We start from the raw sequence: 24,382 nt of genomic DNA on the forward strand, positions 1-24,382 counted from the left end.
GCATGCTTCGCTTATAAACGAATTTCTTGATGGGTTATAGCAGTTATTTGCGCTTTTTCATCGATATGACTCTGTTTAATCTTCACTCCATCGACTTACCGCATTCACCGATGGAGCCTACAAGCCATGTCCCGTGTTCTGATCATCGAAAGCAGCGCCCGCCAGCAAGACTCGGTCTCCCGACAACTGACCCAGACCTTCATCGCCCAGTGGCAAGCCGCGCACCCGGCTGACCAGATCACCGTGCGTGACCTGGCCGCCCACCCGGTGCCACACCTCGACGCCAACCTGTTGGGCGGCTGGATAAAGCCTGCCGAGCAGCGCACCGAGATCGAACAGGCTTCGCTGGAGCGCTCCAACCTGCTGACCGACGAACTGCTCGCCGCCGATGTGCTGGTGATGGCCGCACCGATGTACAACTTCGCGATCCCCAGCACCCTCAAGGCCTGGCTTGACCACGTGCTGCGTGCCGGTGTGACCTTCAAGTACACCGCAACCGGCCCGCAAGGTCTGCTCAGCGGCAAGCGTGCCTATGTCCTGACCGCTCGCGGCGGCATCTACGCCGGCAGCAACAGCGATCACCAGGAACCGTACCTGCGTCAGGTCATGGGCTTTATCGGCATCCACGACGTGACCTTCATCCATGCCGAAGGCCTGAACCTGGGCGGCGACTTCCACGAGAAGGGCCTCAACCAGGCCAACGCCAAGCTGTCCCAGGTGGCTTGATATGTTAATCGCCAGATAATCCCTGGATGGTCTAGTGATCAGGCGCACCCCTTCAAGGTTCCACGCGCATCGAACCTCCCTTTGCACTTGTTGCTCCTGAGTGCTCCAGCCCGATTGCACGCTTTAGCGAGATCGGGCTTTTTTTTGCCTGGGGTTTTTACCCGAAACCCGCGCTTCCCTGTAGGAGTTGGCTTGCCAGCGATAGACGTCAACGATGACGCGGGCTGTCTGAATAATCGTGGTGTCCTGGTGTTTTTCGCTGGCAAGCCAGCTCCTACAAGGGACCTGTACCTCGCGATCAAGGGCAAAACCCGTTATCGTCGCCGCCATCAAAAATGAGGCGCATATGGGCTATCTACTTGTTGTCACGCTGATCCAGGCGTTTTCCTTCAGTTTGATCGGCGAATACCTTGCTGGTCATGTCGACAGTTACTTCGCGGTGCTGGTGCGGGTGCTGCTGGCCGGGTTGGTGTTCATCCCACTGACCCGCTGGCGTTCGGTGGAGCCTTCGTTCATGCGCGGCATGCTGGTGATCGGCGCCCTGCAATTCGGCGTGACCTATGTCTGCCTGTACCTGAGCTTCCGCGTGCTGACGGTGCCGGAAGTGCTGCTGTTCACCATCCTCACCCCACTGCACGTGACCCTGATCGAGGATGCGCTGAACCGCCGCTTCAACCCCTGGGCTCTGGTCGCGGCTCTGGTCGCCGTGCTCGGCGCCGCCGTGATCCGCTACGACCGCATCAGCCCCGACTTCCTGATGGGCTTTTTGCTGCTGCAACTGGCCAACTTCACCTACGCCGCCGGGCAAGTCATGTACAAGCACCTGGTCGCCCGCCACCCCAGCGACCTGCCGCATTACCGGCGCTTCGGCTACTTCTACCTCGGCGCCTTGCTGGTGGTGTTGCCGGCGTTCCTGCTGTTCGGCAAAAGCAACTTTCTCCCCGAAGCGCCGCTGCAATGGGCCGTGCTGCTGTTCCTCGGCCTGGTCTCGACGGCCCTCGGCCTGTACTGGTGGAACAAAGGCGCCTGCCTGGTCAACGGCGGCACCCTGGCGGTGATGAACAACCTGCATGTGCCGGTGGGGCTGTTGTTGAACTTGCTGATCTGGAACGAGCATGAAGCGCTGGGCCGGTTGTTGTTGGGGGGCTTGGTGATCATCGGCGCGGTGTGGATCAGTCGGCTGGGTGTGCGCCGAAAATCTCTCGCGTAAGAGGGTTCCGTAGTCCAGTTCTGAAAATTCAAAGCGACCGGTTTATCGGTTGTAGTGCCCAAAATGCATACGTAGGTTTGGCCTCTTGAGGGTTGGCAATTTGCCAGGTCTGCACATGAGGAAAACCTACGAATGCACACGCCAAAAACGTACCTGGCGAAGCCCGCCATCCAACAGGCGCTCACACAGATAGACCTGACCGAGCCTGCCTCTCCTGAACACGCCATTCGGCTGTTGCTCACTCAAATCCTCGACGGCCTCGCCAGCAAAGGTTGGCCGACTGCGCAAATCCAGACCGGCCCACGAATCGTCTCTGCCCAAGAGAACTACGGCCTGCTGGGCTACGACCCCGCTGAAATCACCCTGGGCAGCGAACACACTCGATGGGTCGATGAGTCTTCGTTGCTGCGTACCCAGACCACTAGCCAGATCCCAGCGGCACTGCAACGTGCAGCGGAGCAGCGTCGGCCAGGTGAAACCGTTCTGCTGGCAGCGCCCGGAATCACGTTCCGGCGTGACAGTCGCGATCGGTGGCATTGCGCCGAACCGCATCAGATGGATATCTGGGTCCTGGGCGAGCCGGAGCTGGCGACGCGTGAGCACCTGTTGCGGCTGGTCGGCGACATTCTTCAATTAGCGGTGCCTGATGCCGTCTGGGTCCATAGCGACAGCCCACACCATTACACCGAGGGTGGAATCGAGATCAATGTGCTCAACGATGGGCAACCGGTGGAGGTGCTGGAGTGCGGCTGCATCGCGAAATCGTTGTTGCAACGCTTGCAAATCGATCCCGCGCGCCATGGTGGCCTTGCCCTGGGCATGGGGCTGGATCGCCTGACCATGTTGCGCAAAGGCATCCCTGATATTCGTTTGCTGCGTGATGACAACGAGCGGGTGCAAGCGCAGATGCATGACTTGCTGCCCTGGCGGACCGTTTCACGCTTGCCCTCCATTACCCGGGACATATCCCTGGCGGTCACCCCGGGGCAAAGCGAGGAACTATTGACGGAAAAAATGCTGCTGGCCGCGGGAGAATGTTCAGGCTGGATCGAAGAGATGCAGATAATCGGACGCTGGGGCGAAGCGCAACTGCCAGCGCAGGCCATCGCGCGACTGGGGCTGTTGCCCGGCCAGGAAAACGTCTTGCTGCGGGTGGTTCTGCGCGATTGTTCGCGCTCGATCACGGCCGCTGAGGCCAATGCGCTGTACCAGCGAATTCAAGCGGCGCTGCATGAGGGCACCCCTGGTGCTGGCTACAAGATGGAGCTTCATCAGGGTTAGCACCTTTGCGCAGCGGCGCGACGCTCGTCCTCAACTAAAGCGCCGCATTTTTCCAAAGGTGCCATCTTGCATTGCTTCGCGGTGATGCAGCCTGATCAACCCGTGTGCTTCTCCAACTGCGCTACAGAGCTGGCCCCCAGCACCGCCGGCAGAATCCCGGCGCGCAGATCATTGCCACTCGGCTGCTGATACAGGCTCAAGCCGAACTCCGGCAGCACCGCCAGTAGATAATCGAAAATATCGCCCTGAATACGTTCGTAATCAGCCCAGGCGGTGGTGCGGGTGAAGCAGTAGATTTCCAGCGGGATGCCCTGGGCGGTGGTCTGCATCTGGCGGACCATGCAGGTCATGTTCGGCTGGATTTCCGTGTGGCTCTTCAAATAGGCCAGGGCGTAGGCGCGGAAGGTACCGATGTTGGTCATGCGCCTGCGGTTGGCGGACATCGCCGCGACATTGCCCTGGGCTTCGTTCCAGGCCTTGAGCTCGGCCTGTTTGCGGCCCATGTAGTCGGTGAGCAGGCGTACCTGGGTCAGGCGCTGTTCTTCGTCATCGGTGATGAAACGCACGCCGCTGGCATCGATGAACAGGCTGCGCTTGATCCGTCGGCCACCGGCGGCCTGCATGCCGCGCCAGTTCTTGAACGACTCGGACATCAGGCGCCAGGTGGGGATCGAGACGATGGTCTTGTCGAAATTCTGCACCTTGACCGTATGCAGGGTGATGTCGACCACGTCGCCATCGGCACCGACCTGGGGCATTTCGATCCAGTCGCCGACCCGCAGCATGTCGTTGCTGGTCAACTGCACACTGGCAACGAACGACAGCAGGGTGTCCTTGTAGACCAACAGAATCACCGCCGACATGGCGCCGAGGCCGGACAGCAGCAACAGTGGCGAACGGTCGATCAGGGTCGCGACGATGATGATCGCGCCAAACACGAACAACACCATCTTCGCCAGTTGCACATAGCCTTTGATCGAACGGGTGCGCGCGTGTTCGGTGCGCGCGTAAATGTCCAGCAGGGCGCTGAGCAGGGCGCTGATGGCCAGCGTCAGGAACAGGATGGTGAACGCCAGGGCGAGATTGTCGAGGAAGTTCAGGGTGATTTTGTTCAGTTCGGGAATCAGGTTCAGGCCGAACTGCACCACCAGCGAGGGCGTCATCTGCGCCAGGCGGTGGAAGACTTTGTTGTGCAACAGGTCATTGACCCAGTGCAGGGTCGGCTGCCGGCCAAGTAACTTGACGCCTTGCAGGATCAGGTAGCGCGCCACTCGTCCGACGATCAGCGCCACCGCCAGCAAGGCCAGCAGGGCCAGGGCGGAGTACAGGCGCGGGTGCTGTTCCAGGGTGATCCAGAGTTCCTGGGTGTTGAGCCAAAGCTGTTTGAGGTCCATAAGCTAAAACGATTCTTCTGTAGGGCAGGGCGGGCTCGATTAGAGCATTTACGGGCTGACAGGTCAGGTCCTGGGTCAAGTCAGCGAAGAAAATACCCAGTCTTTGTGTCCGTTTGCACAAAGAAACTCGGCCTGAGCGCTCGAAATTGTTACCCTATGCAGCTGATTTTTTGTATTTCCTCGAGGTAGCACCCGTGTTTTCCCAATTCGCCCTGCACGAACGCCTGCTCAAAGCCGTGGCCGAGCTTAAATTTGTCGAGCCAACGCCAGTGCAAGCAGCGGCTATTCCGCTGGCGCTGCAAGGGCGTGATCTGCGGGTGACGGCGCAAACCGGTAGCGGCAAGACCGCTGCATTCGTCCTGCCGATCCTCAATCGCCTGATCGGCCCGGCGAAGATCCGCGTCAGCATCAAGACCCTGATCCTGCTGCCGACCCGTGAACTGGCCCAGCAGACCCTGAAGGAAGTCGAGCGCTTTTCGCAGTTCACTTTCATCAAGTCCGGCCTGATCACCGGCGGCGAAGACTTCAAGGTCCAGGCCGCGATGCTGCGCAAGGTGCCGGACATCCTGATCGGCACGCCGGGGCGGATGATCGAACAACTGAACGCTGGCAACCTCGACCTGAAAGAAGTTGAAGTGCTGGTCCTCGACGAAGCCGACCGCATGCTCGACATGGGTTTTGCCGACGACGTCCAGCGTCTGGTCGACGAGTGCCCGAACCGTCAGCAAACCATGCTGTTCTCCGCCACCACCGGTGGTTCGGGCCTGCGCGAGATGATCGCCAAGGTGCTTAACAACCCTGAGCACCTGCAGCTCAATGCGGTCAGCCAGTTGAACGACACCACCCGTCAGCAGATCATCACTGCCGACCATAACCAGCACAAAGAGCAGATCGTCAACTGGCTGCTGGCCAACGAGACCTATCAGAAGGCCATCGTCTTCACCAACACCCGGGCCATGGCTGACCGCATCTACGGTCGTCTGGTGGCGCAGGAATACAAGGCGTTCGTCCTGCACGGCGAGAAAGACCAGAAAGATCGCAAGCTGGCGATCGATCGCCTGAAGCAGGGCGGGGTGAAGATCCTCGTTGCCACCGACGTTGCCGCCCGCGGCCTGGACGTTGATGGCCTGGACCTGGTGATCAACTTCGACATGCCACGCAGCGGCGACGAGTACGTGCACCGCATCGGTCGTACCGGGCGTGCCGGCAACGATGGCCTGGCGATCTCGCTGATCTGCCACGGTGACTGGAACCTGATGTCGAGCATCGAGCGCTACCTCAAGCAGAGCTTCGAGCGCCGCACCATCAAGGAAGTCAAAGGCACCTACGGCGGACCGAAAAAGGTCAAGGCTTCGGGTAAAGCCGTTGGCGTGAAGAAGAAAAAGACCGACGCCAAGGGCGACAAGAAGAAGTCAGTGGCCAAGACCCCGACCAAGCGCAAGAGTGCCAACCGGCCGAAGGCCGAGGCGCCGTCGCTGGTCAGCAATGACGGCATGGCCCCGCTCAAGCGCCGCAAGCCGGCTGCTGAGTAAGCCCCTGTAGGAGCGAGCCTGCTCGCGAAAAACGTCAACGATAACGCGTGTATCCAGGATGCGCGCGGTGTCCTTCGGTTTTTCGCGAGCAAGCTCGCTCCTACAATGATATCGACGATCAACTCTCGGCCTTCTGCTCCGCCGCATCCAGCTCCTTGAGCCGCTGATCAATCAGCTGGCACTTGTCCGGCAAATCAGCCGCTGCAGTCCCCAGATCCATCTTCTGCAATTCCTCATTCATCTCCTTGGCCTTCACCGGATTCTGCTCGGTGAGCTTGGCGACCCGTTGCGCCAGTTCTTCACGTTTGCTGGTGGCTTCCTCCGGCGTGCAGGCCCAGGCGGGCAGGGCGCTGCACAGGGTGGCGACAAGGGTCAGTTTCAACAGGCTGTTCATGGGCGTGGCCTCGGTTGGCGGAGTTAACCGGTTGAGGGCCACGGACGCACAATAGTTCAGCCGGAGTGACAGCAACTGACGGCAGCCTTTTCCTCGTAACGGTCGTGATGGCGTACCCATTCCATGATCTGGTCCTCGTTGCGCCCCTTGGGCATCAGGTCGAGGTAGTTGTAGGCGCCCACCAGCAGGTCCAGGCCACGGGCGTAGGTGGAGTAAGTGTGGAAAATCTCGCCGGCTTCGTTGCGATAAAACACGCTGAGGCCGGGGAGTTCCTGTTCGACGCCGTCGGTTTTTTCGTAGTTGTAGGTCGCGGTGCCTGCCGCTACGTCTTCGGCTCGGGCGGTGACGCCAAAGTCGTAGTTGAAATCGCAACCTTCTGACGACACCCAGTCGAATTTCCAGCCCATGCGACGCTTGAACGCCTGGAACTCGGCGAATGGCGCGTGGGAAACCGCCACCAGCGCCACGTCGTGATGGGCCAGGTGCTGGTTGGCACCGTCGATATGGTCCGACAGGAACGAGCAGCCCGGGCAGCCTTCGTCCCAGCCGTCGGCAAACATGAAGTGGTAGATGATCAATTGGCTGCGGCCGCCGAACAGGTCGGCCAGCTTCAATTCGCCGCCGGCGCCCTGGAAATGGTAGTCCTTGTCGATTTTCACCCAGGGCAGGGCGCGGCGCTCGGCGCTGAGCTTGTCGCGCTCGCGGGTGAAGGCTTTTTCGTGAGCCAGGTGTTGGCGGCGGGCGACGAGCCATTCTTCGCGCGACACCACCGGATGATTGTCGATGTGCATGTGCTGTTCTCCTGCGTGCGTGGAGTGTGCTCTGACAGAGACTAGTCGTGCGGCACGTCTGATCTTCGACATACCGCTGGTCAGTGCATGACCTCATCCCGGCTGAACGGCAGCACGAAGCCTTGGGTCACACGTTGGGTAGACCCTCTCATTTGCAGGCTTTGGAGGTTGATCAGGATGACTACTTACAATTGGGATTTGATCGAACGGCTGCTGCACGAAGTGCAGAACGGTGCAGACCACAGCTTTACCCCGCGGCCCTATGCCGAGCAGCACGCGGCGGCCAAGGCGGCGCAGGGCGAGCCAACCGGTAATCTGGATGAACTGAAAGTCACCGCCACCGAGTATGAAAAACTGCTTCTGGACCGTGGCTACATCGAGCCGCGTCCGGAGGATCAGGGCGGCAATGGCGAGAACTTTATCCTGACGGCGCTCGGTTCGCGCCTGCTGTCGATGATCGACAGCAGCATCCCGGGCAACGATCATCCGCGCCAGGTATTGGATGAGCAGGCCGATGGCCTGGACCCGACTACCTTCGAAGAGGTCGCGGCCAAGGCGCAGATCGCCTGAGTCCTACGACGCTCGGGCAGTTTTCAGGCACTTGAGACTTTCGAAGTTGCTGCGCAGCTTGTCGATTTTCTGCAGTACGCGCTGACGCTGGTCGGCGCTGCTGTCGGCCATCAGATCGACGATCAGGCTGCGGGCCTGGGCCTCGGTGTCACTGAACGCCTGACGATAGGCCGGGGTCCACAGGCTTTCGCGGTCCACCAGCAGGGTTTCGATACGCTTGCCGAAGTCGGGAGCTTGACGTTGGGCCATGGCGGCGCTGAATTGTGACTGCCAATGCGCGCGGTTGGCGATCCACTGCTGGTTCTGCTCGCCGAGCGCTGTGGACCAGGCCACCACGCGTTGCTGTTGCGCCTGATTCAGCGGCCCCAGCCAATCGCGCAGACGTTTGTCCATGCGTTCAGCGCGCTGTTTGATCTGCTGTGCCAGCGGCGGTTTCAGGTATTTGTCCTGGCGTTCGCGCAAGTCCTTGGCGAAGGCCTGATTCATCTCGCTGACCTGTTGATCGCTCATGCCTTGCAGCAGCTGCACGGCCGACGGGGTGATCTGCCGTGCACTGACCGCAATCGCCTGCCGCGCTTCAGCGGTCCTGGCCTGCAAGGTCGCATCGTTGACCTGATTGTTGGCGACCATCTGTTGCAGGCGGTCGAGCCAATCGAGGTAGCCGGGCAACTGGGTGCTGCAATGCCAGCTGAGGTGTTGCTGCAGGCGCTGGTCGAGCCAGTCCTTTTGCTCGCTGTTCATGTCCAGGTAGTCGTTGAGCGTCCACGGAATGATCACATCGAGGTTGCGGTAGGCCAGATCCACACGGTTGCAGGCCGTCAGCGCGAGGCTGAGGATCAGGGGCAGGCTCAGGTGATACAACCAGCGCGGCATGGGCGAGTCCTTGCGTAGGCGGTGTTTGCCATCTGAACGCGGAAGGTGCCCGGCAGTTCAGCCTGTCAGTAGAACGAGCGCTCGGCGCGGAAGGTCAGTGAGCCGTCGCACTGGCTGTTATGCCCGGAATAGGCGCTGCAGCCGTTGCCGCTGAGGTTGGAGTCACTGTAGATCAGGTTCAGGTCGATGCCCATCCACGGCCGTGACAGCTTGACCGACCAATCATTGAAACTGGAGACGTAGCCGCCGTTGGTGATTGGCGCCGGGGTGTACAGGCGGTAGGTGGTGTATTTGACGCTGAGGCCGACACCAAATGGCTCGTTGCCGCTGAGGTTGGCGAACAGGGTGCTGTTCTGGCGGTCCGGATCGAGGCTGAAGGCAGCGCCGAAGCGACTGCCGAGCAAGGTCAGGCCGGCAAAGAATTCCTGGCTGTCGAGGGTGTCCAGCTGCGGGTAGCTGTAGTGGATCATGCCCACTTCGTAGCCCAGGCTCTGGTCGAACGGGCGCTTGAAGCCCAGGTAGGAATCGACTTCCAGGGTGCTGTCGGGTGACAGGCCCATGCTCGGTGCCCACTGGCCGGCGTACCAGCCGCTGTCATGGCTGAGGTCGAGGCCGCCGTGAAAGGAGCCGCTGCTCGAAGGTTTGACCAGGCCCTGGGCCATGCTGCGACTGGGGCTGGTGCCCAGCTTGAGGTCGTAGTCGCCCAGTTCGCGCTGGAAAATCTGTCCATGGGCGGCAGTGCAGGCCAGCAGGCTGATCAGCGCAATTGTCAGTTTGAGCATGCGGGGAAGTTCAGGCGCGGGGTTCGCGGGAGGTGTCCAGTCCTGGCGCTTTGAGGCTCAAAGCGCTTGGGGACCAGGGTATTGCGGGGGGGGATTACTTTTTGCCCAGGGTAATCTGCTTGGACGGGGCGAACGTCTGGCCGCTGACGCCTTTGGCAATTTGCTGGATCTCGCCGCCGGACTTGAGGAACGCAGCAATCTGGTCGTTGATCGATTCGCTGGTTTCAACGGCTGGAGCTGGCTTTGCTTTGCTGGTGGATGCTTTTACACGCATGGCGGCCATTAACCTATAGAAAATTAATATGGCCAGCCATCGTACAGGAAATACTTGACAATTGCTTGGTAAATATCCCTCTGATTATTTTTAACCACGGCCTGGATATTTTTCCCCATCTTTTGGAATTCGACCTAAGCTACTGTTTTAATTAAGAACCTCGGCATCGACCAAGGTGGTGACGGCCGTAGTGAGGGGGCCACTGGTACTGCAAACGGCCTGACGAGCGGGGTGCCGGTCATGGTGCAACCCGCAAAATCCGAGCCTTGCAGCGGAAAATCCGCAGTCAGCCAACGGCGGCAGCAAAAACGGGTAGAATGCCGCCCACGCAATGAGGGTATTTGGAAATGGCTTTAGTCGGGCGCTACAACAGTTTGCAAGTGGTTAAACACACTAACTTCGGTTTATATCTGGACGGTGGTGCGGATGGCGAAGTTCTTTTGCCCAATCGCTATATCCCGAAAGATATTCCCAGCGAAGATGAAGATTGGCTGAACGTATTTGTTTATCTGGACAGTTCAGACAAACTCATCGCAACGACTGAAAAACCAAAAGTTCAAGTAGGTGAGTTTGCCAGCCTGAAAGTTGTTGAAGTCAACAGCATCGGTATATTTCTCGACTGGGGCCTGCCAAAGGACCTGCTGCTGCCGTTCTCAGAAGAAAAGCGCCAGATGACCGCCGGCGAATACTGCGTGGTGCACGTCTATCTCGATAAGCACACGCGCCGGATCACCGCGACCACGCGTCTGGATCGCTACCTGGACAAAACCCCGCACAGCTACAAGCCAGGCCAGGAAGTCGATTTGCTGGTGGCCGAAGCGACCGACATGGGTTTCAAGGCGATCATCAACAACAAGCACTGGGGCCTGATCCACAAGAACGAAATCTTCAAGTTCATGCGCGCCGGCAAACAAGAGAAGGGCTTCATCAAGGAAGTGCGCGCCGACGGCAAGATCAGCCTGAGTCTGCAACCGGTCGGCGAGGAAGCCGCCACCAGCCTGAACTCGAAGATCCTCGCCAAGTTGCGCGACAACAACGGCACCCTGCCGGTCAGCGACAAGAGCGACCCGGCGCTGATCAGCAGCCTGTTCGGGGTCAGCAAGGGCAACTTCAAGAAGGCCATCGGCGCGTTGTACAAGAACGGCCAGATTGTCATTCATGCCGATCGCATCGAACTGAGTTGAGTGCTTTTCGCCCCGGCCGAGTGCCGGGGCGTTGGTTTTTGTGCTGATTGAATGTCCTGTCGTTCACTGTCTGCGAGGTTTCCTGATGATCGCCACCCGGCGTAGCGTCGATGGCTTTGCCCTGCAAATCATGGTGGGTCTGTGCCTGGTCTGGGGCATCCAGCAGGTGATGATCAAGTGGGCGGCGGCGGACATCGCGCCGGTGATGCAGGCCGCCGGACGCTCCGGCATCTCTGCGTTGCTGGTCGGGCTGCTGATCTGCTGGAAGGGTGGCTGGACCCAGGTTGGCACGACCTGGCGCGGCGGCTTGCTGGCGGGCGCGCTGTTCGGCCTGGAATTCCTGTTTATCGCCGAAGGCTTGAAGCTGACCACCGCCGCGCACATGTCGGTGTTCCTCTACACCGCGCCGATTTTCACCGCGCTGGGGGTGCACTGGCTGTTGCCCAGCGAGCGCCTGCGGGCGGTGCAGTGGCTGGGCATCCTGCTGGCCTTCATCGGCATAGGCGTGGCATTTGCCGGCGGCGTGTCGTGGGACAACCTGGACCGGCGCATGCTGCTCGGCGATGCCCTCGGCGTGCTGGCCGGCGCGGCGTGGGGCGCTACCACGGTGGTGGTGCGTGCATCGCGGCTGTCGGAAGCACCGGTGACCCTGACCTTGTTCTACCAACTGATCGTCGGTTTCGTCGGCCTGCTGCTGATCGCGATCCTCAGCGGCCAGGTGACCCATGTCAGCCTGACCCCGGTGGCAGTCGGCAGCGTGCTGTTCCAGGGCCTGGTGGTCTCCTTCATCAGCTACCTGGTGTGGTTCTGGTTGCTGCGCCGCTACCTGGCGGCGAACCTCGCGGTGTTTTCGTTCATGACGCCGTTGTTCGGCGTGACCTTCGGCGTTTTGCTGCTGGGCGAAGAACTGACCCTGAATTTCATCATCGGCGCCGTGTTGGTGTTGCTTGGCATCACCTTCGTCAGCGCTGAACAGTGGGTTCGACGGCGTTTGCGCACGCTGCTGGGGCAGCACTGAACGAACCCAGCAGTAACCCTCCGGCCAGCACCAGGCCGCTGCCCGCCACCAGCAGCGCCGGTTGCAAACCACCGCTGAAATGGCTGCTGACTGCCGCCAGCAATGGTCCGCTGAGCTGACCCAGGGCAAAGCAGGCGGTCAACAGGCCGGCGTTGCGTTGGGTCGCCGCGGGCGCCAACTCTTGCGAGCGCTGCATCACCAGTTGCATGCAGGCCAGAAACGGCGTGCCGCAGAGCAGGACACCCAGCGCCAGACCGAAACCGCTGCCCAGCAGGCAGGCAAATACTCCGGCGGCCTGCAGCCACAAGGTGGCGATCAACCACCGGCGAGTCGAGCCCGGTGCGGGCCGCCGCAGACTCACCAGCAACACGCCAAACGCCGCCGCCAGACCAAAGCACGGCCAGAACAGGTCGGCCTGCCACTGTCCCTGAAACCGCGCACTGGCCATCTGCGAGAGAAAAGTCGCCGGGATGATGTAGCCCAATCCGTACAAAGCGTAGGTCCAGCCCAGACGGGAGATGCCAGCGCTGCTGGATTCATTCGCCGGCAGAGCAATGCTCGCACTCGGTGCGGGTTGCGGCAGGAAAGGCAGGATCAGCAGGAGCATCAACAGGCCGACCGCCGCGTAGATCAGCCACAGGACAGCCGAGCTTTGCTGAAGCAGGTTGGCGCTGAGTGCCAAAAGGCCTGTAAGAAAAATCCCCAGTCCAGGTCCGGCAAATACCAGTGCACCCCAGCGTGGACGGCCGGCGGCCAGGGCCAGTGGCTGACTCAATGCGGTGATCATCACCAGCACCCAGGCACTGGCCACGCCGGTGCCAAAACGCAGCAACAGATGGCTCCAGAATCCGTTGGCCCAGAACGAAGCCAGGGTCAGCAACACGCACAGCCACAGCCCGCCGAGCAGGCGGCGCTGCACCTGGGCGGGGCGGCGGGCGAACATTGCGTCCAGGGCGCCGATGAAATACCCCAGGTAATTGGCGGCGGCAATCAGCCCGGCGGCCGTCAGGTCGATCTGGCCTTCGCTGAGTAAATGCGGCAATTGCGGGGTGAGGGCGAAGCGACCAATGCCCATGGCCATCATCAGGGCAATAAAACAGGCGGATAAGCGAACGAAGGGCGACATGGTCAGACTTCCGGCAAGGAGCAATGACCGTCAGGCTAGGCCTGATTGACTTTCTGTAAAATTGAATAATAGTGAGTAACTTGTTCAGTTTTGGAGAATCGCCGTGGAGCTCAGTCAACTGCGGATTTTTCGTGCGGTCGCCGAAGAAGGTTCGATCACTCGCGCCGCTGAACGCCTGCATCGGGTGCCTTCCAATCTGTCGACCCGGCTCAAGCAACTGGAAGAGCAGCTGGGGGTCGAGTTGTTCTTGCGCGAGCGACAACGCTTGCAGCTTTCTCCTGCGGGAAAAGTGTTGCTGGACTACAGCGCCAGGTTATTTGCCCTGCATGACGAAGCCGAGGCCGCGGTGCAGGGTGGCCAGCCGGCGGGCAATTTTGTCCTTGGCACCATGTACAGCACTGCGGCCATTCAATTGCCACCGTTGCTGGCGCGTTATCACCGCAGCTACCCGGCGGTGAACCTGCAGGTGCAGTCGGCCCCCAGTGGCGAATTGCTTGAAGGCTTGCTCAGCGGGCGCCTCGACGCCGCGCTGGTGGACGGGCCGCTGCAGTTGGCGGGGCTCGACGGTGTGCCGTTATGCGACGAGAAGCTGGTGCTGATCAGCGAGGCCGATCACCCGCCGGTGCGCAGTGCGCTGGATGTGCAGGGGAGGGCGGTGTTCACGTTTCGCCAGGGTTGTTCCTATCGCATGCGCCTGGAAGCCTGGTTCGCGCATTCCCACGCGGCCATGGGCCGGGCGATGGAAATCGAGTCTTATCAAGGCATGCTGGCCTGCGTCATAGCCGGTTCCGGGGTGGCGCTGATGTCCGAGTCGATGCTGGCGAGCTTGCCGGGACGTGAAAGCGTAACAGTGCATCCGCTGGCCGAGCCGTTCGCCAGTACCACCACCTGGCTGATGTGGCGCAAGGGCATGGTGGGCGCCAACCTGACGGCGTGGATTCAATTGCAGCAAGAAGCTGAGCTCATCGGCCGGACCGACGGCCTTGATTCAGATCAATTCGGTAACAGATCTTTGCGTGCTGAGGCGAGCATTGCGTAGGAGATAGGACTACTATCTGTATGAAGCGTCTTCTTATGAGCCTGGTCGCTCGGCATTACCCTGAAGGGGGGCACCATGAAAGAGAAATTGCAAAACTGGCTCCTTGACCTCGGTGTCGCGCTTGGTCTGATCGAACCACCGCTGCAGCCGGTGCCTATTCGCACGGATGATGAACAACGTCGACGCCAGCAGCGTCGCCGCTAAGCACTTTCCCGCAGGCGAAAAAAAACGGGTGCAGCAACCGACGCTGCACCCGCCGAAGAAAGCATTACGACGTCTGACGTTAAATCAGATTGCGCTGGCTGCAATGGCTGGGCGACGCGACGCCAGACTCACCACGACGAAGCTCACCAGGCCCACGGCCAGGCTGTAGTAGATCGGCGTATTCGCATCCAACCCATCCTTGAACATGAACACCAACGCGGTGACAAAGCCCAGGCCCATGCTGGCGATGGCGCCGGCGGTGGTCGCGCGTTTCCAGAAGATCGCGCCGATCAGCGGGATGAGCATGCCGCCCACCAACAGGTTGTAGGCCAGGGTCAGGGCGCTGATCACGTCGTTCACCACCAGGGCGATGCCCAGCACGGCGATGCCGGTCAATGCGGTGAACAGGCGGTTGATTTTCAGGCTCGACTGCTTGCCGCCGCGCAGCTTCGGCAGCAGATCTTCGGTCAGGGTGGTGGCAGCCGCCAACAGACCGGCACTGGCGGTGGACATCATGGCGGCCAGGGCAGCGGCGATCACCAGGCCACGGATACCGTCAGGCAGCGACAGTTTGACGATGGCGGCGAAGGCGTTGTTGACGTTGTCCAGGTCCGGGATCAGCACGTGGGCGGCCATGCCGATCAGGGCGCAGGCCAGGCCGTAAAGGATGCAGTAGAAACCGGCCAGGGTGCCGGCGTACTGGGCGACCTTGGGTGTGCGCACGGTGAATACGCGCTGCCAGATGTCCTGGCCGATCAGGATGCCGAAGAAGTAGATCATGAAGTAGGTGATGATCGTGTCCCAGCCGATCGTGGTGAAGCTGAAGTTCGACGCCGGCAGTTTCGCCACCAGCTCATCCCAGCCACCGACGCGGTACAGGCAGATTGGCAACAGGATAAACATCAGGCCAACGGTCTTGATCACGAACTGGACGATGTCGGTCAGGGTCAGCGACCACATGCCGCCGATGGCTGAGTAAACCACCACCACGCCACCACCGAGCAGTACCGAGACCCAGAACGGCAGGCCGAACAGCACTTGCAGCACGGTGCCGATTGCCAGGATCGAGGTCACGCCGATCATCAGCGCGTACGCCAGCATGATGACCGCACTCGCCGAGCGGGCCATCGGGTTGTAGCGCTTTTCCAGGACCTGGGTAACGGTGTAGATCTTCAGTTTCAGCAGCGGCTTGGCGAGGAACAGGTTCAACGCGACGATCCCGCAACCCAGCGCCGCGCACAGCCAGAAACCGGAGATGCCATGCACATAGCCCAGGCGCACGGTGCCGACGGTGGACGCGCCGCCGAGGACGGTGGCGGCCATGGTGCCCATGTACAGGCTTGGTCCGAGGTTGCGGCCGGCCACCAGGAAGTCTTCGTTGGTCTTGGCTTTGCGCATGCCGTAGTAGCCGAGTAGCAGCATCGCGGCGGCGTAGATGAGTACGACGAATAAATCTAAAGCCATGATGGCGTGTCTCCGATTGTCTTTTTTATGGTGAAACCAAAGCGTTTCTGTGGGGCGTTTTTTGTAGGAGCGGGCTTGCCCGCGAAGGCGGCGGCACATTCAATATCAATGTGACTGACAGTCCGTCTTCGCTGGCAAGCCAGCTCCTACAGGGGTATCGGGGTCATGCCAGCTGGCGCATGACCGATGTTGCCGTGCTCTTGCTGCGTGAATCCCTGGGCCCGTAGACACTGGCCGACTCCGGGAACAGGCTGAGCAACGCCAGGTACACCAGCGAGGCCAGACCCAGGGTCACTGGCAGGCTGATGTCGATGCCGCCCGCCAACTCGCCGAGCACGCCGACGAATTGCCCCGGCAGGTTGACGAAGCACAGGCCGACCAGCGCGCTGGGAATCCAGGCCCCGAGACCGCGCCAGTTCCAGCCGTGGCTGAACCAGTAGCGACCGCCTTGTTCGCCGCGGGTGAACACTTGCAGGTCATCCGGGCAGTAGAAGCCGCGGCGCTTGAGCAGGCCGATGATCATGATCACCATCCACGGGGTGGTGCAGGTGATGATCAGCACCGCGAAGGTCGATACGCTCTGCACCAGGTTCGCCGCAAAGCGCCCGATGAAGATGAACGCAATCGACATCACGCCAATCAGCAGCGTCGCCTTGACCCGCGACAGTACTCGCGGAAACACGCTGGACATGTCGAGACCGGTGCCATACAGCGAAGTGGTCCCGGTGGACATGCCGCCGATCACCGCAATCAGGCACACCGGCAGGAAGAACCAGCTCGGTGACACCGCCAACAGACCGCCGACATAGTTGTTCGCCGCGATGTAGTCCGGCGCCTTGATCGCCACGATAGTGGCGGTGGCGAGGCCGAACAGGAACGGGATCAACGTCGCCATTTGCGCCAGGATCACCGCCAGCATGATCCGGCCCTTCGGCGTCTCACGCGGGATGTAGCGCGACCAGTCGCCGAGGAACGCACCGAAGGAAATCGGGTTGCTCATGGCCACCAGCGCGGCACCGATAAAGGCTGCCCAGAACCCGGCCTGGCCGAGGCCGACACTGCCGGCGTACTGGCTGTCGAAGGCCGGGGCGAAGGCGAATATCCCCAGCAGGAACAACAGGCTCGCGGCCCACACGGCAATGCGGTTGACCCACAGCATGAAGCGGAAGCCGTAGATGCACACGGTCAGTACCAGGATCGCGAACAGACCGTAGGCCAGGCCCAGGGTCAGGTCGGTTTCCGGCAGGTCGATCAGGCGTTTGGCGCCACCGATCAGCGCATCTCCCGAACTCCAGACCGACAGCGAGAAAAACGCGATGGCGGTCAGCAGCGACAGGAACGAGCCGACGATGCGTCCGTGCACGCCGAAGTGTGCACCGGAAGACACGGCGTTGTTGGTGCCGTTGATCGGGCCGAACAGGCCCATCGGCGCCAGAATCAGCGCTCCCAGCAGCACGCCGAGGACAATCGCCCAGACGCCGGCCTGGAAGGACAGGCCGAACAGCACCGGGAAACTGCCGAGCACGGCGGTGGCAAAGGTGTTGGCGCCGCCGAAGATCAGGCGAAACAGGTCGCTGGGCCGGGCGCTGCGTTCGTGGTCGGGGATCTGTTCGACCCCGTTGGTTTCAATGCTAAGGCTATGTTCTTTGTTGTTGTTATTCATGATCTGCTCCGATCATAAAGGCGCGCTCATCGTCCGTGAGCGTCACCTGTCTTGGCTAAGGGGAGGGCAGCCCTTCCGGCATCGCGGATAAATGTTCGTGGCAGGCCAGCCAGTGGCCTTCTTGTTGTTTGCGAAACACAATGGTTTCGCGTTCCTGGCTAAAGTGTTGCTCCCCTTGCATGCGCAGCCGTGTCGCCACGTCATGCACAAACACCGCGACGTCACCCTGCAGGCTGACGAACGCGTTGCTCGAGGCGCACGACAGCACCTCGAAGCCTTCCTCGATGCGCCAGTTGTCCCACAACACCTGATAGGCGTCGCGGGTCAGCAAGGGCTTGTCGAGGGTGTAGAAGACGAAGCTGGCATCGGCACTGAACGCGCCGAAATAGGCTTCGCGATCGTTGCGGGCAAAGGCCGCCACCAAGTCGGCGGCGGCTTGCAGGACCTGATCCTGTGGGTTCATGGTCCTGCCCTCAGCGATGGGCCACGCCCGGCAGTACGCAGAGCATTTCGTACAGCAGGTTGGCGCCCAGCAGCGAGGTGTTGCCGGTGGTGTCGTACGGCGGCGAGACTTCCACCAGGTCGCAACCGACCAGGTCGAGGCCCTGGCAGCCACGGACAATTTCAATCGCCTGGATGGTGGTCAGGCCGCCGATCTCCGGGGTGCCGGTGCCAGGCGCCCAGGCCGGGTCGATGCCATCGATGTCGAAGCTCAGGTACACCGGGCCGTTACCGACTTTCTCGCGGACTTCGGCCATCAGCGGCGCCAGGGATTTATGCCAGCACTCTTCGGCCTGGACCACGCGGAAGCCCTGCTTGCGGCTCCAGTTGAAGTCTTCGGCGGTGTAGCCCTGGGCGCGCAGGCCGATCTGCACCACGCGGTCGCAGTCCAGCAGGCCTTCTTCGACAGCGCGGCGGAAGGTGGTGCCGTGGGCGATTTTCTCGCCGAACATGTGGTCGTTGACATCGGCGTGGGCGTCGATGTGGACCAGGCCGACCTTGCCGTGTTTCTTATGAATGGCACGCAGGATCGGCAGGGTGATGGTGTGGTCGCCGCCGAGGGTCAGCGGGATCACGTCGTGTTCGAGAATCTCGTCGTAGGACTCTTCGATGATGCGCACGGCGTCCAGCAGGTTGAAGGTGTTGATCGCCACGTCGCCGATGTCGGCAACCGACAGCGAGTCGAACGGCGCGGCTCCGGTGGCCATGTTGTACGGGCGGATCATGACCGACTCGGCGCGGATTTCACGGGGCCCGAAACGGGTGCCGGCGCGCAGCGAGGTGCCGATGTCCAGCGGTACGCCGACGAAGGCAGCGTCGAGGCCGGCAGCGGTAGGCAGGTGAGGGAGTCGCATCATGGTGGCGATGCCGCCGAAGCGCGGCATTTCGTTGCCGCCCAGTGGTTGGTGAAGAATTTTGTCCACGGGTAGGGCCTCATCGTCTTTGTTTTATTTATGGGGTTGCGCAGCGCATCGGGAATGCACGGGCACCTGTTGGGCGGATTCTGCGAAATGTAGTGGCAGGGAAGAATCGCTACGGGCAAATACTTAGTTCAGAAATTTCTAAACTAATGGCGGGGGAGGGGGATAGAATTCTGGCTTTGTTGATGTGGTGTGTTGTGGGGCCCCTTCGCTGGCTTGCCAGCGAAAGCGTCCGCAATACCCGCGAAGATTCACCTGACACCCAACGAGCACCCCAATGGCCAACCCCTTACCCGACCTGAAACTGTTGCGCATCTTCGTCAGCGTGGTGCGCCACCAGGGGTTCGCCAATGCCCAGCACGAGCTCAACCTCTCGACCTCGGCCATCAGCACCTACATGAGCCAGCTGGAAACCGCCCTGGGCCTGGTGCTGTGTCATCGCGGGCGTGGGGGGTTCAGCCTGACCAGCAAGGGCGAGTTGTTCCATCAGGAGACCTTGCGTCTATTGGGCGAACTCGAAGGTTTCGAACAGTACGCCGCTGCGCTCAAGGGCGAACTGCGCGGTACGCTCAACCTCGGGGTGATCGACTCAACCGTCAGCGACAAGGCCCTGCCGTTCGCCGAAGCCATTGGCGCCTACACCCTGGAACACCCCGCTGTGCATTTGCATTTGTCGGTGATGAGCCCCTACGAGTTGCAACTCGGGGTGCAGGACAACCGCCTGGACCTGGCCATCGGCGCGTTCTCCAACCGCATGAGCGGACTGGTCTACATGCCGCTGTACCGCGAGCAGCACTGGCTGTATTGCAGCAACCGCCACCCGCTGTTCACTGAGCGGCGGATTCCCGAGCAATTGATCACCCAGCAGCGCATGGTCGGCCGTGGCTACTGGAGTCAGGCCGAACTGGCCCGCCACGGCTTCAAGCACAGCGCGGCGACCGTCGACAGTATGGAGGCGCAGCTGATCCTGGTGCTGTCCGGCGCCTACATCGGCTATCTGCCCGAGCACTACGCCCAGGCCTGGGCCGACAAGGGCGATTTGCGAGTGTTGCTGCCGGCGACCTTTGGCTACCAGGCGCCGTTCTCGATGATCGTGCGCCGGGGCCGCAGCCGCGAACCGCTGATCCAGACCTTCCGCGACTTGCTCAAAGCGCAACTGAACCAGGCTTGAACACCATGTCGAGAATCCAATGTCCGCGCTGCCTGCGCCCGCAAACCCACTGCCTGTGCCCGCTGATACCCAGCCTCGACAGCCGCACCCGGGTGCTGTTGTTGCAACATCCCAGCGAGGTCAACCACGCCCTGAATACTGCGCGTCTGGCGGCGCTGGGGCTGAGCAACAGTCAGTTGCTGGTGGGGGAGGTGTTCGAGGATTTGTCCGAATTGCTGAACCCGCCGGGCTATACCGCGCGCCTGCTGTTTCCGGCGGACGACGCCCAGCCGCTGCAAGCCTACACACCCGGCGAGCAGCCGCTGTTGCTGGTAGTGCCCGACGGCACCTGGCGCAAGGCGCGCAAACTGCTGCACCTCAACCCGCTGCTCGCCGGCTTGCCGAGAGTGACCCTGGCCAATGGCGGAGTCTCGCGCTATCGCCTGCGCAAGGCACCGGGGCCGGGGGCGTTGTCGACGGTGGAGGCGATTGCCCAGGCGTTGCAGGTGCTGGAAGCCCCGCAGTCTTTCGATGCCTTGCTGCAACCGTTCGAGGCGTTGATCGAGGGGCAGATAGCGGCGATGGGGCAGGAGACTTATCGGAAGAATCATTTGTAGGGCGCGTTCTACCAGACGCTACAAACCTTTGTAGGAGCTGGCTTGCCAGCGATGGCGGTCTATCTGATGGACCTCTGCGCCTGCATCGCTGGCAAGCCAGCTCCTACAGAGTATTGTGTTTGCACCTGCGATCAGCGCTCACGCATCGCCTCGGTCCGCGCCTTGAGCACCGGTTTGAGCAGGTAATCAAGCACGCTTTTCTCGCCGGTGATGATGTCTACAGTCGCGACCATGCCTGGAATGATCAGCAGCGGTTTGACGTCGCCGCCCAGGTGGTTTTTGTCGGTACGCACCTGGATCAAGTAGAAGCTGTTGCCCTTGTCGTCGGTGATGGTGTCGGCGCCGATCAGCTCCAGTTTGGCGCTGAGGCCGCCGTAAATGGTGTAGTCGTAGGCGCTGAACTTGACCATGGCTTTCTGCCCGGGGTGCAGGAACGCCACGTCTTGCGGGCGGACCTTGGCTTCGATCAGCAGGTTGTCCTCCAGTGGCACGATCTCCAGCATGTCGCTGCCGGGCTGGACCACGCCGCCAATGGTGTTGACCTTGAGCACCTTGATGATTCCGCGCACCGGCGAGACCACGGTGGTGCGGGTCACCCGGTCGTCGATGGCGATGCTGGTGGCGGTGATTTTCGACAGTTCGGTGCGTTTCTCGTTGAGCTCCTTGGCGGCGTCCGAGCGAAAGCTCTGCACCGATTCGTCGAGCTTGCTCTTGATCTCGTCGATCGCCGATTCAGCCCGTGGGATCGCCAGGGTAGTCGCATTCAACGAGCCACGGACTTCCACGGCGCTGCGTTTGAGCCGCAGGATTTCCACCGGCGACACCGCGCCGGTGCCCACCAATGGCGCCGACATGTTCATCTCCTGGTTGAGCAGCGCCAGGCTGGAACTGTACTGCCCCTGTTTCGAGCGAAATTCCGCCAGTTCCTGGGTCTTTTGCCGAAGTTGTTCGCTAAGCGTGCGTTGTTCGCTGGCCAATCGGCGCTGCCGCTGGTCAAACAGCGCGCGTTCGTCTTCGGCCACTTGCGGGGCCTTGGCGATGACCTCGTCAGAGAGCTTGAACGGCCGCCCCTCGGCCTCGGCGGACAGGCGCTCGACCTGCGCGGTGAGCGCGTAGCGATCAGCCTCGCTCTCGCCCTTGTTCGACAGAAAGCGTGTGTCATCCAAACGCAGCAAGGTGTCGCCCTTGTTCACCATCTGCCCTTCACGAACGAAGATCTCGGTGACGATCCCGCCTTCAAGGTTCTGGATCACCTGGACCTTGCTCGACGGAATCGCCTTGCCTTCGCCCATGGTGACTTCCTGCAGCACCGCGAACCTGGCCCAGACCACCGCCGTGACGATCAGCGCGGCGGCCAGCCACACGGTGATGCGCGACCAGCGTGGCGAATCCTGCAGCGAAGCGTTGGCGGTTTCCGGCATGAACTCGCTTTCCGCGCTTTTGCCGAAGCTGCCAAAGTAGCCGCGCTCACCTGTTGAACCGGACATAAGCGACTCCTAATCGGCCGCAGAGCCGACCCGGCCCTTGCGCAGTGCATCGATGACCACCTCTTTCGGGCCGTCGGCGACGATTCGCCCGTTGTCCAGCACCAGCAGCCGGTCGACCAGGCTGAGCATCGAGGTGCGGTGGGTCACCAGCAACAGGGTCTTGCCCTGGACCCAGCCCTGCAGTTTCTGGCGCAGGGCGTCTTCGCTGCTGTTGTCCATGGCGCTGGTGGGTTCGTCGAGCACCAGGATCGGCGGGTCGAGCAGCAAAGCCCGCGCCAGTAGCACCGCCTGGCGCTGACCGCCGGACAGCAACTGGCCACGTTCGCCCACCGGGCGGTCGAAGCCCTGGGGGTGCTGGCGCGCCAGTTCGGTGACCCCGGTCAGTTCGGCGACTTCGAGCATGCGCGCGTCGCTGACATAGCGCGCGCCGAGGGTCAGGTTGTCGCGCAGGCTGCCGGCCAGCAGCGGCAGGTCATGGGCGACGTAGCCGATCTGCTGGCGCAGGTCAGCGACATCCAGTTGCCGCAGGTCGAGGCCGTCGAGCAGCAATTGGCCTTCGTCGGGCGCGTAGAAGCCCATCACCAATCGGGCCAGGGTGCTTTTGCCCGAGCCGCTGCGGCCGATGATGCCGATCCGCTCGCCGGGCTTTAGGTTGAAACTGACGTTGGCCAGGGCCGGGGCGTTCTGACCCTGGTAGTGGAAGGTCACGCCGCTGACATCCAGCGCACCCTGCAGCTGCGTGCGCTCCAGTGGCCGCTGCCCGGTTTCGCGCTCCTGGGGCAGGGACATCAGCGCGTCGGTGCTTTTCATCGTCAGTTGCGCTTGCTGGTAGCGGGTGATCAATCCGGCGATCTGCCCCAGCGGCGCGAGCACGCGGCTGCCGAGCATGTAGGTCGCCACCAGCGCGCCGACACTGAGGTTGCCGGCGATGATGCTATAGACCCCGGCGACGATGGTCGCCATGCCGCTGAACTGCTGGACGAACAGGGTGCCGTTAGTGGCCAGCGCCGAGAGGTTGCGCGCATGGCTGTCGAGGCGGGTCAGCGCGCCGTGGGTGCTTTCCCAGCGGTGCTGGCGTTCGCTCTCGGCGCTGCAGGCCTTGAGGGTTTCCAGGCCGCCGAGGGTTTCGATCAACAGCGCCTGGCGTTCCGCGCCGAGGGCCAGGCTTTTCTGCACGGTGTCGCGCAGGCGTGTCTGGATCAGCAGGGCGAAGACAATGGTGATGGGAAATGCCAGCAGCGGGATCACCACCAGCCAGCCACCGAGCAGGCCGATCACCAGCAGCATCAGCGCGGCGAAGGGCAGGTCGATCAGGCTGGTCAGGGTCACGGCGGTAAGGAATTCGCGCAGGCCCTGGAAGTCATGGATGCTCTGGGCAAAGCCGCCGACAGTCGCGGGCCGGGCCTTCATCGACATGCCGGTGATGCGCTCGAACAGGGTCGCGGAGAGAATCACGTCGGTCTTGCGTCCGGCGCTGTCCAGCAAGTGCGCGCGCACCACCCGCAGCACCAGCTCGAAGGCGGTGCCGATCAACAGCCCGATGGCCAGCACCCACAGGGTCGAAGTGGCCTGGTTCGGCACCACCCGGTCGTAGGTCTGCATGACGAACAGCGGCACCATCAGGCCCAGCAGGTTGATCAGCAGACTGGCGAGGATCGCATCGCTGTACAGCCAGCGCGACAGCTTGAGGGTGTCGCGAAACCACGCCTTGACCCTCGGCACCAGCGGCGCGCGCAGTTCTTCGAGTTCATGCCGGGGCCGGGCGAACAGCGCCTGGCCGCTGTACTCGGCGGCCAGTTCTTCACGGCTGACCCATTGCTCGCCGCCCTCGGCTTCGCTGGGCAGGATCAGCGCCCGGCCGTCGTCGCCCCAGCGCCGCAGCACCGCGCAGCGACCGTTGTGCAGCAGCAACAACAGCGGCAGGTTGAGCGCCGAGATCGACTCCAGCTCGCGGCGCAGTATCCGCGCCTGCAGGTTGGCCCGGGCGGCGGCGCGCGGCAGCAGGTCGAGGCTCAGGCGTTGCTTGTCCAGCGGCAGACCGGCACTCAGGCTGGCCCGGCTGACGGCGCAGTCGTGCAGCTTGCACAGGATCAGCAGGCCATCGAGCAGCGGGTCGTCGAAGCTCAGGCGCGGATCGGCGCCAGTGTTGCCGGGTTCCATGCTGGTCAACTGCAGTTCCCCC

Annotated in this window: 24 protein-coding genes; 11 read left to right on the plus strand and 13 right to left on the minus strand. The window is 61.8% G+C overall.

The features are described from left to right. The first annotated feature begins 126 nt into the window (after positions 1–126). The 3 genes from ACZYR5_RS18255 (at position 127) to srmL (ending at position 3,217) form a co-directional block, all read left to right on the plus strand. Positions 127–726 carry an FMN-dependent NADH-azoreductase gene (locus tag ACZYR5_RS18255; protein WP_489090897.1) on the plus strand — a complete coding sequence of 200 codons (600 nt, stop codon included), beginning with the start codon at positions 127–129 and terminating at the stop codon, positions 724–726. Positions 727–1,072: 346 nt separating this feature from the next. Further along, positions 1,073–1,936, plus strand: a complete 864-nt coding sequence (locus ACZYR5_RS18260; RefSeq protein WP_489090898.1) for a carboxylate/amino acid/amine transporter — start codon at positions 1,073–1,075, stop codon at positions 1,934–1,936. A gap of 132 nt (positions 1,937–2,068) precedes the next feature. Next, positions 2,069–3,217, plus strand: coding sequence for a PheS-related mystery ligase SrmL (gene srmL, locus ACZYR5_RS18265; protein WP_489090899.1), 1,149 nt, complete (start codon positions 2,069–2,071; stop codon positions 3,215–3,217). A 95-nt stretch (positions 3,218–3,312) separates the two neighbouring features. Here the strand turns inward: srmL and ACZYR5_RS18270 are convergent, their stop codons facing one another. Then, entirely contained in the window at positions 3,313–4,611 is a 1,299-nt protein-coding gene (locus tag ACZYR5_RS18270; protein ID WP_489090900.1) for a mechanosensitive ion channel family protein, read from the minus strand. Positions 4,612–4,805: 194 nt separating this feature from the next. On the opposite strand from ACZYR5_RS18270, the gene ACZYR5_RS18275 reads away from it, so the two are divergent. Beyond that, positions 4,806–6,143 carry a DEAD/DEAH box helicase gene (locus ACZYR5_RS18275; protein WP_489090901.1) on the plus strand — a complete coding sequence of 446 codons (1,338 nt, stop codon included), beginning with the start codon at positions 4,806–4,808 and terminating at the stop codon, positions 6,141–6,143. Positions 6,144–6,261: 118 nt separating this feature from the next. Here the strand turns inward: ACZYR5_RS18275 and ACZYR5_RS18280 are convergent, their stop codons facing one another. Continuing rightward, positions 6,262–6,537: a hypothetical protein gene (locus ACZYR5_RS18280; RefSeq protein WP_489090902.1), complete on the minus strand. Its 276-nt coding sequence runs from the start codon at positions 6,535–6,537 to the stop codon at positions 6,262–6,264. A gap of 56 nt (positions 6,538–6,593) precedes the next feature. Continuing rightward, a complete protein-coding gene (locus ACZYR5_RS18285; protein ID WP_489090903.1) occupies positions 6,594–7,328 on the minus strand; it encodes a DUF899 domain-containing protein in 735 nt (244 codons plus the stop codon). A gap of 177 nt (positions 7,329–7,505) precedes the next feature. Between ACZYR5_RS18285 and ACZYR5_RS18290 the strand changes: the two genes are divergently transcribed. Beyond that, positions 7,506–7,898: a transcriptional regulator gene (locus ACZYR5_RS18290; protein ID WP_489090904.1), complete on the plus strand. Its 393-nt coding sequence runs from the start codon at positions 7,506–7,508 to the stop codon at positions 7,896–7,898. Between the two features lie 3 nt (positions 7,899–7,901). Here ACZYR5_RS18290 and ACZYR5_RS18295 read toward each other — a convergent pair whose 3' ends face one another. The 3 genes from ACZYR5_RS18295 to ACZYR5_RS18305 form a co-directional block, all read right to left on the minus strand. Further along, complete coding sequence (locus ACZYR5_RS18295) at positions 7,902–8,771, minus strand: DUF6279 family lipoprotein (RefSeq protein ID WP_489090905.1); 870 nt, start codon at positions 8,769–8,771, stop codon at positions 7,902–7,904. Positions 8,772–8,836: 65 nt separating this feature from the next. Beyond that, positions 8,837–9,553, minus strand: a complete 717-nt coding sequence (locus tag ACZYR5_RS18300; RefSeq protein WP_489090906.1) for a TorF family putative porin — start codon at positions 9,551–9,553, stop codon at positions 8,837–8,839. Between the two features lie 94 nt (positions 9,554–9,647). Further along, positions 9,648–9,836, minus strand: a complete 189-nt coding sequence (locus tag ACZYR5_RS18305) for a hypothetical protein (protein ID WP_027619171.1) — start codon at positions 9,834–9,836, stop codon at positions 9,648–9,650. Between the two features lie 338 nt (positions 9,837–10,174). On the opposite strand from ACZYR5_RS18305, the gene ACZYR5_RS18310 reads away from it, so the two are divergent. Together ACZYR5_RS18310 and ACZYR5_RS18315 are read left to right on the plus strand one after the other, a co-directional pair. After that, positions 10,175–11,011: a CvfB family protein gene (locus ACZYR5_RS18310; RefSeq protein WP_489090907.1), complete on the plus strand. Its 837-nt coding sequence runs from the start codon at positions 10,175–10,177 to the stop codon at positions 11,009–11,011. A gap of 85 nt (positions 11,012–11,096) precedes the next feature. After that, positions 11,097–12,029, plus strand: a complete 933-nt coding sequence (locus ACZYR5_RS18315) for a DMT family transporter (RefSeq protein WP_489090908.1) — start codon at positions 11,097–11,099, stop codon at positions 12,027–12,029. On the opposite strand, the gene ACZYR5_RS18320 is transcribed toward ACZYR5_RS18315, so the two are convergent. Then, positions 11,974–13,155: an MFS transporter gene (locus ACZYR5_RS18320; RefSeq protein WP_489090909.1), complete on the minus strand. Its 1,182-nt coding sequence runs from the start codon at positions 13,153–13,155 to the stop codon at positions 11,974–11,976. The two genes, ACZYR5_RS18315 and ACZYR5_RS18320, sit on opposite strands and share 56 nt — an antisense overlap. A gap of 103 nt (positions 13,156–13,258) precedes the next feature. Between ACZYR5_RS18320 and ptrR the strand changes: the two genes are divergently transcribed. Both ptrR and ACZYR5_RS18330 read left to right on the plus strand, forming a co-directional pair. After that, positions 13,259–14,194 carry a putrescine utilization regulator PtrR gene (ptrR, locus tag ACZYR5_RS18325; protein ID WP_489090910.1) on the plus strand — a complete coding sequence of 312 codons (936 nt, stop codon included), beginning with the start codon at positions 13,259–13,261 and terminating at the stop codon, positions 14,192–14,194. Positions 14,195–14,269: 75 nt separating this feature from the next. After that, positions 14,270–14,398: a PA1414 family protein gene (locus ACZYR5_RS18330; protein WP_489090911.1), complete on the plus strand. Its 129-nt coding sequence runs from the start codon at positions 14,270–14,272 to the stop codon at positions 14,396–14,398. Between the two features lie 84 nt (positions 14,399–14,482). Here ACZYR5_RS18330 and ACZYR5_RS18335 read toward each other — a convergent pair whose 3' ends face one another. From ACZYR5_RS18335 to speB, 4 genes are all read right to left on the minus strand, one after another. Beyond that, positions 14,483–15,862 (minus strand): sodium:solute symporter family protein, encoded by a 1,380-nt coding sequence (locus ACZYR5_RS18335; protein ID WP_489090912.1) that lies wholly within the window; start codon positions 15,860–15,862, stop codon positions 14,483–14,485. 163 nt (positions 15,863–16,025) lie between these two features. Further along, positions 16,026–17,525 carry a purine-cytosine permease family protein gene (locus ACZYR5_RS18340; RefSeq protein ID WP_489090913.1) on the minus strand — a complete coding sequence of 500 codons (1,500 nt, stop codon included), beginning with the start codon at positions 17,523–17,525 and terminating at the stop codon, positions 16,026–16,028. A gap of 55 nt (positions 17,526–17,580) precedes the next feature. After that, positions 17,581–17,988, minus strand: coding sequence for a YybH family protein (locus ACZYR5_RS18345; RefSeq protein ID WP_489090914.1), 408 nt, complete (start codon positions 17,986–17,988; stop codon positions 17,581–17,583). A 10-nt stretch (positions 17,989–17,998) separates the two neighbouring features. Beyond that, positions 17,999–18,949, minus strand: coding sequence for an agmatinase (speB, locus tag ACZYR5_RS18350; RefSeq protein ID WP_027619164.1), 951 nt, complete (start codon positions 18,947–18,949; stop codon positions 17,999–18,001). Between the two features lie 274 nt (positions 18,950–19,223). On the opposite strand from speB, the gene ACZYR5_RS18355 reads away from it, so the two are divergent. Continuing rightward, positions 19,224–20,117, plus strand: a complete 894-nt coding sequence (locus tag ACZYR5_RS18355; protein WP_489090915.1) for a LysR family transcriptional regulator — start codon at positions 19,224–19,226, stop codon at positions 20,115–20,117. A 5-nt stretch (positions 20,118–20,122) separates the two neighbouring features. Continuing rightward, on the plus strand, positions 20,123–20,713 hold the full coding sequence (locus ACZYR5_RS18360) for a tRNA-uridine aminocarboxypropyltransferase (protein WP_489090916.1): 591 nt from the start codon (positions 20,123–20,125) through the stop codon (positions 20,711–20,713). A 131-nt stretch (positions 20,714–20,844) separates the two neighbouring features. Here ACZYR5_RS18360 and ACZYR5_RS18365 read toward each other — a convergent pair whose 3' ends face one another. Together ACZYR5_RS18365 and ACZYR5_RS18370 are read right to left on the minus strand one after the other, a co-directional pair. After that, entirely contained in the window at positions 20,845–22,200 is a 1,356-nt protein-coding gene (locus ACZYR5_RS18365; protein ID WP_489090917.1) for an HlyD family type I secretion periplasmic adaptor subunit, read from the minus strand. A 9-nt stretch (positions 22,201–22,209) separates the two neighbouring features. Then, positions 22,210–24,369: a type I secretion system permease/ATPase gene (locus ACZYR5_RS18370; RefSeq protein WP_489090918.1), complete on the minus strand. Its 2,160-nt coding sequence runs from the start codon at positions 24,367–24,369 to the stop codon at positions 22,210–22,212. Between the last annotated feature and the right edge of the window lie 13 nt (positions 24,370–24,382).

Source organism: Pseudomonas sp. F007 (assembly GCF_057814275.1).